Here is an 11402-nt window from a genome sequence, read left to right as displayed (position 1 = left end):
TGACTCCTTTACGTACACTTCAACACGGTCTCTCGCACAATCTGCCAAATCTCTGCCGGGATCTCTCCCAACCATCGCGCATCGATATTGCCAACGGGCGCTACGCGGTTTTCCTGCTTAGGATCGGTCACCAGGCGCCAGAGGCGATCGCTCACCGATCCATTCCGCTGGATCACGAACCGATCGACCAGCAACCCGGCCAAGGCTTCTCCCTCGACCGTCATCGTCACGTACGGTTGTGGCACCTGAACCGGACGGAGCGGCGAGAGCCTGATAAAGGGCCGTTCCATCGCATCGATCACGCCGGGAGACTCGAACCCCACCGCAGCAAAGTCGCAGGGCTCCTTGGGATTGCCCACCAAAAAAAACTGTCCTTCCGTCTCGGCCAGAATGGCTCCGGCTAAACGTCCGACCAGCGCCATCAGTCCGCCTCCGAGGCAGGAGGCACGACGAGCGAAAAACCCGGCCTCTGTCCGGGAAGAACGGCTCCGTCGAAACTGTACTTATTGGTATAGCCGCGCGGCGTGACCATATAGCCCTCGAACATGAAGGTGTTGCTCGACCCGATGATGACGGTGGTCAACATCCCGATCTCGTAATCCAAAAAGTTATCCAGATCGGTCAGAATTACCTGTTCCATATCACGATAGGCGCTCTTCACCAGGGCCACCGGCGTGTTTCCCTCGCGGTGACGCCGGATAATCGCCTGGGCATCCACGATCTGCCTCGTACGCCTGCCGCTGGCAGGATTGTATAAACCGATCACGAAATCCGCGCTGGCAGCCGCCTCGATCCGCCTCTCGATCACAGACCAGGGGGTCAGCAAATCCGAGAGCGAAATCGAGCAGGAATCGTGGACCAAGGGCGCACCGACCAGGGACGCGCAGGAGTTGAGCGCGGTCATCCCTGGAATGAGCCGAAGCTCCGGCGAGTCGCCCCTCTTCCAGCCCATTTCTTTCAACACCTGAAAGACCAGGCCTGCCATGCCATAGACTCCCGCATCGCCGGAAGAAATCAACGAGACCGTGGCGCCATCCCTCGCCCGCTCAATGGCGGCACGGGCACGTCCGATCTCTTCCGTCATCCCGGTCTTGATGATCTCTTTTCCTTCGAGCAGATGGCGAACCAGCTTGATATAGGTACTGTAGCCGACGACGAGCTGGGACTCGGCAATCGCCTTCAAGGCCGCCGGAGTGGCATGGTCCTGCGCGCCAGGCCCGATGCCCACGACATAGAGAATTCCTTTTGCCTCGCTCATAGGCTGCCCACCTCCATCTGCCGTTTCACAAAGGCCCGCCGCGCCACGGCCAAGGTCATCGATCGTCCCGCTCCCGGCTCCGTATAAATTTGCTTGGGTACGAGGAGCTCGTCCGCCCCTGCTGCGAGCAACGCAGCCGGCTCCGACACTCCGCGCGAACCGACATGCTGTTTCACCTTCTCCGAGGGATTCTGGATGCCTGGCACCACGTCCAATTGCTCCGGCGGATAGGTGCGCAGCGGCCAGCCATATTTCTCGCTCAAAGCCAGCAACGCCGGCTCATCCTTCTTCACGTCGATCGTCGCCAGCTCTTTCACCGACTTGGGGGAGAGGCCCTGCTTGGCCAAGATGGCCAGGACTCCCCGCTCCACCAGATCGGGAGCCGTGCCTCTATCGCAGCCGATCCCGAGCACGAGACTCTTCGGGCGATAGATGACAGCATTCTTCCAATGGGCCGGATGGGACAAGCCGATCTCGCGATCCGTGGCGATCAAGAGAATTTCAAACGCCTCCGAGTCCACTCCCTCCAGCGAGGTGGCGTAACGGACCCCTTCCGGCAAGGGCTTCTCGGCAGGCCACCAGTCCGGCTCTCCCGTCTCCTGCACAAAGAGCACATCGGTCGCATTCACCACTGCGGCGCAGCCTCTCGTCACGTTACGGTCCGCATCGTCGAGCGTCCACCCCAAGTCGCGGCCCAGAATATCCACCGTCAAGGTGCCGATCGCATCGGACGCGGTCGTCACCACCGATTGCGCGCCCAAGGCGGTCGCGACCCGTTCGGTAAATATATTGCCGCGGCCGACGTGACCAGACAGGACACAGATCGAGAAGCGGGCTGCGTCGTCGATGCAGACCACCGCCGGATCGACCTTTTTATTCTTCAAGAGCGGCGCGATCATCCGCACCACCGCCCCGACACTGATAATGAAAATATGGCAATCGTAGGCAGGAAAGGTCTCGATCAACGTAGGCCCCATCGGCAACGGCAAACGGAGCGCACCGGCTGGCGCAGAGGCGATCAGCTTCTCCGACACGAAGAGGTCTGCGCCCGACAGCTGTGGCAGCAAGCGGGAGGCAATCGCGATCCCATGCTTCGTAATGGCATAGACCGCAAATGGTTTGCGCTCGACAATCATGCCCCAGTCTCTCTCGTGGCCAATCTCGGTGTCGCAGGCACCAGGCCTGCCAACAGCCCGCTCCGTTCCTTGCGCGACACGATGATCATCGCGAAACAATCGCCCCGCTCGGTCTGGATCGTGCGAATATCCCGGACGATCCTCTGTTCTGCCATCGTGGCCTTCGACACATAGACCGCCCGGTCGACGAGCCCCTGCCGCTCCAGCGCTTCGACCACCTTGGGAATTTCTGTCCCCATCTTCATCAAGACGACTGTGTCGAACATCTCCAGCACCTGACTCAAATCCTCGACCCCATAGCTCGCGGGCAGAATGGCGATCCGCTCCTGCCCGTCCGCCAGAGGAATGCCGGTCACGGAGGGCACAGCCATGATCGAGGACACACCTGGGACGACTTCGATGCGGATACCGGGCCAGCGCAGCGGAGCTTCCCGGCGCAGATAGATGAAGGTGCTAAAAAGCGAGGGGTCGCCTTCCGTCGCGAAGGCAACCGACAGCCCTTTCTCCAGCCGCTCCCCTATCGCGGTGAAGGCCGCATCCCAGGCGGGCCGCAACCGCTCCGGATCCTTGTTCATCGGGAACGTCAGAAAAATCCGTTCCTGTCCCGGGATCTCGCCCAAGGTGGGTTTGAGGATCTTCCAGGCCATCGACTCTCCGTAATCGGAGCTGCGTGGCAGAGCGAGGACCTGCGCTTGCTTCAACACATTGAGCGCGCGGAGCGTAATCAAATCCGGCGCGCCAGGACCGACTCCGACTCCATATAATGTTCCGTAGTTCATGAGACCGCTCCTGTCTGGCTGGGCTTCTCGACTGAAAAGATTTGAATCGGGTTCAAGGATTCGTAACGAAGGTAATGGGCCAAGGGTTCAGCGCGCGACACTTGGAGCAAGGTCACCTCCGGCACCAACCCGCGCTTGCGCAGGCTTTGATAGGTCTCAGCCACATTCTCCAGCGTAATGGCGTTCACGACCAGACGGCCGCCCGGTTGCAGCCGGTCCATGACGACGTCGATGATCTCTTCCATGCTCCCCTTGCTGCCTCCGATGAAAACCGCATCGGGCGCCTCCAAGCCTGCCAGCGCTTCCGGCGCCCGGCCTGCAATGACTCGCACATTGTCCACCGCATGGGCCAACAGATTTTCGCGGCAGATCTCGGCGCCTTCCGGATCGACCTCGATTGCGTAGACCAGGCCTTTCGGCGCGAGCAAGGCTGCCTCGATCGACACAGATCCAGAACCAGCTCCGATATCCCAGACCACACTGTCCGGCCTGATCCCCATCGCAGCCAACGACAAGAGTCGTACTTCGCGCTTCGTGATAAGACCCTTCTTCGGCATCCGCTTCGCGAATTGATCCTCATGGAGGAAAGGAATGGTGCAGGGAGCACGCCAGGAGGGATCGGAACGGACGAGCAACAGCACGTTGAGCGGCCCGATATCCTGACAGGCGGCTAGAGCCGCCACGTCGAATCGCCGGACCTTCTCATCCGGGCCGCCAAGATTCTCACAGACCCAGGCCTCCCAGGCAGTCTCTCCATGTTCGACCATCCGCTGGGCCAACACCGATGGCGAATTCTTTTCATCGGTGAAGATCGCCACCTTGGCCTGGCCCTTGAGCCTGGTGAGAAATCCCTCGGACGAGCGGCCATGCAAGGACACAAAGGCTGCGTCGTCCCACTTCAAACCGGCTCGGGCAAAGGCCCATTGCATCGAACTGGGCTGAGGCAGCACCTCGACATGCTCGGCCCCCAGCCTCTTGACCACCAGACTGCCGATACCGAAAAACAATGGATCGCCGGACGCCACGACACAAACATTCTGTTCTTCTGCCAGTTCCGCCACCCGGTCGAGCACCGACGCCACGCCTCCCTTGAGGACGATCTTCTCGCCCTGAAACTGCGGGAAGAATTCAAGATGGCGCTCGCCACCCACGAGCACCCCCGCCTTCATGACCGCATTCACGGCGCGGCTCGTCAGGCTTGCACAGCCGTCGTCCCCGACCCCGATCAAGGTAATGGCGCGTCTTGGACTCATGCAGGAGCCTTTGCCGAGAGGAGCAACAGGGCATGGATGATCGCGACGGCGATGGGGCTGCCCCCCTTGCGGCCGCGGGCCACGATAGAGGGAGTCGAGAGTTCCAGCGTGACTTCCTTGGACTCAGCCGCCGACACAAACCCGACCGGCACCCCGATGATGAGAGCCGGCTTCGCATTCTCCTCGCGAACTAGGCGAGCCAGCTCCAATAACGCCGTCGGGGCATTGCCGATCGCCACCACCGCTCCATCGAGCAGGTTGAGGCGATGGGCCTTTTTCATGGCCTCGATCGCGCGAGTCGAGTTGTTGGCCTTAGCCGTCGAGATCACATCCTCATCCGAAATAAACGAATAGACCTTGCAGCCGTAGGAAGAGAGCCGCTCCTCGTTCAGGCCGGCGGAAATCATTTTCACATCGACCAAAAGGGGACAGCCTCCTTGAAGGGCCGCCACCCCGGCGCGCACCGCGTCGGGATGAAATCGCATCAGGGTCTTAAACTCGAAGTCCGCCGTAGCATGGATCACCCGGCGCACGACCTGCCATTCATCTTGGCCGAAATCGTGCGGACCTGCCTCCTGGTCGATGATCGCGAAACTACCATCCTCGATGCTCCGCCCGAGCGCGGTCATCTGTCTCATATCATTCATGTATGAACCTCCGGGTAACGACCGAGCAACGAGCCGCCAAAATCCACCAGACAGGTTTCCACTGCCAGCTTGCCGCCCGCGTGGCCCTGACAATGTTCGACGACCTTCTTGCAAATCAGCGACGTAATACCGACGAGACCAGCCTCGCGGCATAACTCAAGCACATGGCGGGCTGTATTGGCCTGGCGGATGGCCGCCACCAACTCCTCCGATGCGGACAACTCGACTGCCAGCGAAGCCAGAAACTCCATATCCACTTCCGATCCCGCCACATGGGTCTGCATCTTACCGTTGGCCATCTTCGAGAGTTTCCCCATCATCCCGACGATGATGGCTCGCGCAATCCCTCGCTTCGCACATTGTTTGATTCCAACGCCGATGAAGTCGCCCACCTGGATAAAGGCCTGTTCCGCCAAATGAGGATAGAGGGCCATCGCATACTGTTCCGACTTGCCTCCGGTCGTGAGCACCAGTTCGCGCAAGCCGCCAGCCGCTGCGACATCGATCTCCTGCATCACGCTCGCCTTAAAGGCCGCCGTGGAATAGGGCCTCACGATGCCGGTCGTACCGAGGATAGAGATGCCACCCAGGAGACCGAGCCGCGCGTTGGTGGTCTTCTTGGCCATCTCTTCGCCGCCAGGCACGCTGATCGTCACGACCGCGCCCCCGTAGGAAGCGCCGGCAAGTTCTTCTCCCACCATCTCCGTAATGTTGCGCCGCGGAACCGGATTGATCGCAGGCCCGCCAATCTCCAAACCCAAGCCGGTCTTGGTGACGGTGGCGACACCCAGGCCTCCCCTAATCTCGATACCAGGCTCGGTGCGCAGCTCCACTTCTGCCGTCAACTCGGCCCCATGGGTACAGTCGGGATCGTCGCCTGCATCCTTGATGATGCTGCAAACCACGCGGCCGTCCAGACGCTCGCAACGGGCAAGGGCGAATGTGACTCTCGCCCGATTCGGCAGGGTCGTTTCAATTTCAGACAGCATGGAGCCCTTCACGAGACAACGGGTCGCAGCCTTAGCCGCAGCCGCGGCGCATGCGCCGGTGGTAAATCCGGTCCGCAGCCCCTTCCGATCTTTTGGCGGTACGCTCTTGTCCATGCTCATGTACCAGCACCTTCCGCCAAACCACCGAAACGCTCACGGATCTTCGCCGCACGTTCAGAGCTGTAATTCTCTGTCTTCGCCCGGTTCGTGCCCCGGAACGACATGCGACAGAGCAAAGCCCCATCCGCCCCTATTAACTCAAGCGCCACATTCGCCTCGTCCTGCTGCCGATAGATCAGCCTGCTTCCATCTTCAATCTTGAGATGCACATGGGTCTGGCCCTCTTCGCCAAGTGTGACCCACTCGGTCCCCTGCCGCAGGACCACGAGCCCATGGACCTCGGCAATCGCACCGGACGAACGGACGATGACGCTTGTATCCCCATACGCAAGCGCTGCTTCCAGCGCTGAGAGAATCTGCTCCCGTCCGGTCATGCGGATTTCTTCGGCATATTGAAAAACGATTCCACCTGGTCCTTGTCCACGGCTACTCCGGCAATTACCAGATCCTCGAGCAGCGCCTGATTCACGGCTCCATCGCCCGCGATGAAGGCCTGGGTAAGATCGCCGCGCGACAACACCTCATGGAGAATGGCTCTGGCCTGAGGAATCCTGTCTTGATGACTGACCGCAGGGATCGCTTCAATCCTCACCTCGCCACATGCGGCAGGAATCTGCCCCCTCACAAACTCTTCCGGAAGAAAATATTCTTCCGAGGTTCGCAGCCAGATGAGCAGGGTCTGAGGCAGCAGCGGCGCAAAGCGGGTTGCGCGCACAAACCCCAGCGCGGCGGTAATCCCTGTATCAGTCGCCAGGATCAGAGTCCTGCCGGAAGCCCCCTCTCTCGGACAGAACTTGCCCCAAGGCCCGCTGAACGAAATATCCGTCCCAGCTGTCAGCCCATGCACAAAGGCGGAACCCAATCCCTCGGGGATGCGCTTCACTGCGAGCTGAAAACGCAGTTGTTCCGCATCGCCGGTGAGAAACGAATAGGCCCGCTTCACGGCCTTGCCGCTCGGCAAAATAATTCGGCTGTCGAGGATGAGGTACTGTCCGCCGACGAACCCCAAGGGCTCGGTCGCGCAGAGATCGAGGAGCAGGGTATCGGGCCCCAGCCTCTCGGTTCCCACCACATGAGCCGTCTTCGCCACAGCCATCGTGTCTACCCGGCTGGATAAATCTCATGGACAAAATCATGCATCTCGTCGAGATCGCGGTAGAGATGCATGAGCCCCTCGATCTGATGCGTCAGGTCGAGCTCGACCTTCTTCGTCAGCACAATGAGGGTACGCAAGTACGGCAGCTTCGGATCGTCGGGACGTGTCGCGGACACGCGCTGCTCCAGCGCGGACACCGCGCCTTCATAAAATTGCTTGAGCGACGCCAAATCCTTGGCCCCGCACATAGAACGAATCGGTCCCGGTTGATCGGCCCCGGTCCCCAGCTCGGACAGCTCGTGCTGCCGCTCTGCTTCATTCTTGATTCCGAGTATGTCCATCAACCCCAACCGCAGCCCTGCGATCTCATGACAGGCCATCGTCTCTCCTCCGTTACTGCATAATGTTGTCGACCAGGCGACTGACCAGCCGATCGCCCAGCAGATGCTCCTCGATCAATTCCTTGGCATCCGTCTCTTTCACGCCCCGGTACCAGATGCCGTCCGGATAGACCGCCACCGTCGGACCCTCTCCGCAGCGGCCCATGCACGAAGTCTTCGTCACCCGGATATCCAGCTCGCGGCCCGTTTCCTTGATCAGCCGCCGCAAGGTGGCAATCAACGTGATGCTCCCGGCATCGGCGCAATCGGCATTCCCGCAGACCAGCACATGTTTGGCAAGCGGACGATGGGCATGGACGTGCGGCATAGCCTGCGCATGGGTGAATCCGTGCCGTAGACTCCAGAGCAGCGCTTTGAGCCCTCCCACCTTCCCGGTCACGGCGGACACAGGCACGCGATATTGGCAGGTGTCGCAGGGAAGCGGACGTTCTCCCTCCATCGCTTCATGGAGCCGCTCATCCATTAGCGTGATCAAACGATCGTCGATTCCCAAATGAGGCGCGAGCTCAGTCTTGATCCAGGGATAGCGAGCCTGAAACGATTCCACCTGTTCGCGAATCTGAGTGATCAGCCGCCCGCCGAAGAGAAAATAGGGCACCACGACGATCCGTTCGGGACGCGAACGGGCGACCAGTTCCACCGTGTCCTCGAATAGCGGTCTCGTGACGCCGACGAAGCAAGGCACCACCCACCCGATCTCGCGCCCTTCGGCAAGGAGGCGCACAACTTTGCAAAAATCCCCGTTCGCGTCCGGATCGCTGGCGCCGCGGCCCACGACCACGACGGCAGTCTTCGCAAACTCGCGGACACCTTCCAGCGATGCCCTCGCCCGCTCGAACGCCAGCTCCACGAGATTGGGATGGACACCCAGGGCGTTGGCCACGGTAAAACGAACGGCAGGGAAATCCTGCCGGGCCTGCGCCAACGCGAGAGGAATATCGTTCTTCACATGCCCAGCGGCAAAGAGAAATAGCGGCAGCACGACCACCGAATCGGTCCGTTGCGCCAGCTCGCGAAGGGCGTCAGCCAGCGACGGGCGAGCCAGCTCCACATAGCCGTGCGCCACATCGAGATCGGGACGCGCCGCGCGATAGGTCGCCACCAAGGACTCGAACTCGGCATTGGCATTGGGATCGCGGCTGCCATGCCCGACGATGAGCAATCCCGTGGTCATGCGACAGGGACCGACCCGGGCCATGCTGCAGGCATAAAAAAACCTCCGGCTCCACAACAGGAACGAGAGGTCGCTTGCCCAAAAGGCAGGAGAGATCCTCCGTGTTACCGCGCGGAGAAACAATGCCATGTCATCTCGGATAGGTCTCCTGGCTCGCAGGTTCAGAAGGTCGGACCTTCAACGCTTCCCCCAACCTTCCCCGACGAGGTCGTCGAGTGGCTGAAACAGGGGGTGCTTCCCACTTACAGTGGCGGGACCGCGCCGGATTTTCACCGGACTTCCCTTTTTCGCCCTTACGGGCATCCGAGAGGTTACTGACTTATCAACAGTGATACGTAACGCGGGCTGACAGGCCCTGTCAAGCTGAAATACTAGGAAGCCAACCAAACAGGCGTGAACTGATTATCTCGGGAAATCCGGGGCATCTTTGACGATCATGTGCCCTAAATATTTTGAGCCATTAATGTTCAAATGGTTTCGATCCCGGTACAGCAACTGTCCGTCCTTCGCCATCGTACAGAGCTTGTCGTCGCAAAAGTATTTGACGGTGTGCAAAATTTCCGCCTGCCCGTTCGTGAGCACCACGGACTCAAGAATGGGATAATAGGTTTCATACTGGCGAAAGAAATAGCTGCGGCTTTCGGCGCAGGCACTTGTCCGGCTAAACATTCTCTCGTACTTGCACTTCGGCGGGTCGAACGTGAAATTCGGGACATCGTCTGTGACGTACACGGCTTTATGGGCGGTAGTGAGCAGGTCAATCGTTGCCGCTAATTCATCTCTGAACTTGCCGCGGTCCATCATCAATCCCGTCCGCCCGTTTCCACTCCACTTCGCCGACAGAATTACCGTGCGAAGACGTTCATCCCCGACTACATGGCTGAAGATATGCTCAAACTCGTGATAGCTCGTGAAGGGCAGGCTCGTCCTAAAGTAATAGACCACGTTCATACCAGGGAGCGCTTCTGCGAGCCCTAGAAACAAAGGTTCCGCATGGCTATCGCCGATAATGGCGAGATCGACATGGGTATCCTTGCGGGACTGGAAACATCTGACAGATCCGTTCAACTGCACGGCTTCGTTTCGGATACTGACCGGCGTGCAGGGATAAAACGTGCGGCCAACATATTCATGAAACTGATCCTGCCCGATATCGCCATCGTTTTTAATCTCTTGCGGACTCATGCCCTCTTTCCATAACAACCCGCCCTTCTCCTGGTTGAGGCCAGCGACGAGTCCCACGGCAAGCATCAACACCATCAACACGATGACTCGTGCCCTGCCAGGCTTGCCAAATCGCACAGGCCGCTCGATCAATCGATAGGTCAACCAAGCCAGCACTATGGAGATGAACACGGCTGCAAGCCGCACCTCGACTACAGGCGTTTCGCTTTCGATGACCCGTGCAAATGCGAGCAGGGGCCAATGCCAGAGATAGAGAGGAAAGCTGATCAGGCCGAACCACACCAGCAGGCGATGGGAGAGCACGGCGCGATTGAACCAGGCCTGCGCGCCGGCCGAAATAATCAGCACCGCGCCGACCGTTGGCAGCAAGGCCCACCAACCGGGGAACGCCCGTTCTTTCGTGATGAACACGACACCGGCCACAAGAAGCGCCGCTCCGCAACACGATTGCAGACTGTTACTGCCGATCTTGCATTGCTGCAAGACGCGCGGCTTGAAGAGCGCCACATAGGCCAAACAAGAACCGCTCAACAGCTCCCAGAACCGGGTCTGCGGAGAGTAGAACGCGGCGACCACGTCGCTATTGGCCTTCCAAATATTGAAAGCGAAGGAGATGGCGGTGACGACTAGAGTTACGAACAGCAGATTGAACCGCCGCTTCCACGCGCACCACAGCAACAGCGGCCAGAGAATGTAAAACTGCTCTTCAATACCCAGCGACCATAAGTGGAGCAATGGCTTCGTCTCAGCGCTGTTATCGAAGTAGCCGGATTCCCGCCACAGGGCAAAGTTCGAAATGAACAGGGCTCCGCGCACGATATGTTTGCTCAGCTGCTTGTATTCATCGGCAAACAATGCAAACCAGCCGAATGCAAAGCTCGCGACAAAAACCACAAGGAGCGCCGGGAATATCCGTTTGATGCGGCGGCTATAGAACTCGACGAAACTGAAGCTGCTGCGCTCCAGATTTTCAAAAATGATCGTGGAGATTAAAAAACCGGAGATGACGAAAAAGACATCGACGCCGATAAAGCCGCCCTGGATCGAGCTGGGGAACGCGTGAAAGGCGACAACAGCGAGCACGGCTATCGCCCGCAACCCGTCAATATCCGCACGATAGGGGGGATGAGTGAGTTCAACCGCCTTAGTGCTCAATGCATGGCCATTCGTTCTTACGATTTTCTTCAGAAGCGCAGCCCACAGTGCTACAACCGCGGAGGGAGGTCAAGACGCTAATGTTGATTTTAGCCGGCGGCACGCAGGGAAACGGGAGGGAAACCTTATCACCTATGGACTCTTGGTGAGCCGGCTGGGGGTCGAACCCAGGACCCTCGCCTTAAAAGTGCTAAAAGGCAAATAATATC

Annotated in this window: 10 protein-coding genes, 1 pseudogene and 1 riboswitch; all 11 genes and pseudogenes read right to left on the bottom strand. The window is 59.4% G+C overall.

Features of this window, described 5'->3' with window-relative positions:
• Window positions 1-8 precede the first annotated feature (8 nt).
• Window positions 9-1258 (bottom strand): annotated as a pseudogene (gene cobJ, locus NT179_07550) (precorrin-3B C(17)-methyltransferase).
• On the bottom strand, window positions 1255-2394 hold the full coding sequence (locus tag NT179_07545) for a cobalamin biosynthesis protein (protein MCX5721869.1): 1140 nt from the start codon (window positions 2392-2394) through the stop codon (window positions 1255-1257). The pseudogene cobJ and the gene NT179_07545 overlap by 4 nt, the downstream one beginning before the upstream one ends.
• Window positions 2391-3173 (bottom strand): precorrin-2 C(20)-methyltransferase, encoded by a 783-nt coding sequence (gene cobI / locus NT179_07540; protein ID MCX5721868.1) that lies wholly within the window; start codon window positions 3171-3173, stop codon window positions 2391-2393. Before cobI ends, NT179_07545 begins: the two co-directional genes overlap by 4 nt.
• Window positions 3170-4426 carry a precorrin-6y C5,15-methyltransferase (decarboxylating) subunit CbiE gene (gene cbiE / locus NT179_07535; GenBank protein MCX5721867.1) on the bottom strand — a complete coding sequence of 419 codons (1257 nt, stop codon included), beginning with the start codon at window positions 4424-4426 and terminating at the stop codon, window positions 3170-3172. The genes cobI and cbiE overlap by 4 nt, the downstream gene beginning before the upstream one ends.
• A complete protein-coding gene (locus NT179_07530) occupies window positions 4423-5073 on the bottom strand; it encodes a precorrin-8X methylmutase (protein ID MCX5721866.1) in 651 nt (216 codons plus the stop codon). The genes cbiE and NT179_07530 overlap by 4 nt, the downstream gene beginning before the upstream one ends.
• Complete coding sequence (locus NT179_07525) at window positions 5070-6176, bottom strand: cobalt-precorrin-5B (C(1))-methyltransferase (protein MCX5721865.1); 1107 nt, start codon at window positions 6174-6176, stop codon at window positions 5070-5072. The genes NT179_07530 and NT179_07525 overlap by 4 nt, the downstream gene beginning before the upstream one ends.
• 2 nt (window positions 6177-6178) lie before the next feature.
• The gene (locus NT179_07520) at window positions 6179-6556 is read right to left on the bottom strand and encodes a hypothetical protein (protein ID MCX5721864.1); all 378 of its coding nucleotides are present in this window, start codon (window positions 6554-6556) and stop codon (window positions 6179-6181) included.
• On the bottom strand, window positions 6553-7278 hold the full coding sequence (locus tag NT179_07515; GenBank protein ID MCX5721863.1) for an FAD-dependent oxidoreductase: 726 nt from the start codon (window positions 7276-7278) through the stop codon (window positions 6553-6555). Before NT179_07515 ends, NT179_07520 begins: the two co-directional genes overlap by 4 nt.
• A gap of 5 nt (window positions 7279-7283) precedes the next feature.
• Complete coding sequence (locus NT179_07510; GenBank protein MCX5721862.1) at window positions 7284-7658, bottom strand: DUF3209 family protein; 375 nt, start codon at window positions 7656-7658, stop codon at window positions 7284-7286.
• A 13-nt stretch (window positions 7659-7671) separates the two neighbouring features.
• Window positions 7672-8853 (bottom strand): NAD(P)H-dependent oxidoreductase subunit E, encoded by a 1182-nt coding sequence (locus tag NT179_07505; GenBank protein MCX5721861.1) that lies wholly within the window; start codon window positions 8851-8853, stop codon window positions 7672-7674.
• Between the two features lie 120 nt (window positions 8854-8973).
• Window positions 8974-9175: riboswitch (cobalamin riboswitch) on the bottom strand.
• Window positions 9176-9255: 80 nt separating this feature from the next.
• Entirely contained in the window at window positions 9256-11193 is a 1938-nt protein-coding gene (locus NT179_07500; protein ID MCX5721860.1) for an acyltransferase family protein, read from the bottom strand.
• Between the last annotated feature and the right edge of the window lie 209 nt (window positions 11194-11402).

Source organism: Nitrospirota bacterium (assembly GCA_026387665.1).
In the GTDB taxonomy this organism is placed as follows: Bacteria; Nitrospirota; Nitrospiria; order Nitrospirales; family Nitrospiraceae; genus Palsa-1315.
This window is presented reverse-complemented; position numbering and strand designations above follow the sequence as displayed.

Coding starts and splice junctions, on each gene's coding strand:
- NT179_07505 (MCX5721861.1), bottom strand. CDS start 8,853: ATGACCACGGGATTGCTCATCGTCGGGCATGGCAGCCGCGATCCCAAT.
- NT179_07525 (MCX5721865.1), bottom strand. CDS start 6,176: ATGGACAAGAGCGTACCGCCAAAAGATCGGAAGGGGCTGCGGACCGGA.
- NT179_07520 (MCX5721864.1), bottom strand. CDS start 6,556: ATGACCGGACGGGAGCAGATTCTCTCAGCGCTGGAAGCAGCGCTTGCG.
- NT179_07515 (MCX5721863.1), bottom strand. CDS start 7,278: ATGGCTGTGGCGAAGACGGCTCATGTGGTGGGAACCGAGAGGCTGGGG.
- NT179_07510 (MCX5721862.1), bottom strand. CDS start 7,658: ATGGCCTGTCATGAGATCGCAGGGCTGCGGTTGGGGTTGATGGACATA.
- NT179_07545 (MCX5721869.1), bottom strand. CDS start 2,394: ATGATTGTCGAGCGCAAACCATTTGCGGTCTATGCCATTACGAAGCAT.
- cobI (MCX5721868.1), bottom strand. CDS start 3,173: ATGAACTACGGAACATTATATGGAGTCGGAGTCGGTCCTGGCGCGCCG.
- cbiE (MCX5721867.1), bottom strand. CDS start 4,426: ATGAGTCCAAGACGCGCCATTACCTTGATCGGGGTCGGGGACGACGGC.
- NT179_07530 (MCX5721866.1), bottom strand. CDS start 5,073: ATGAATGATATGAGACAGATGACCGCGCTCGGGCGGAGCATCGAGGAT.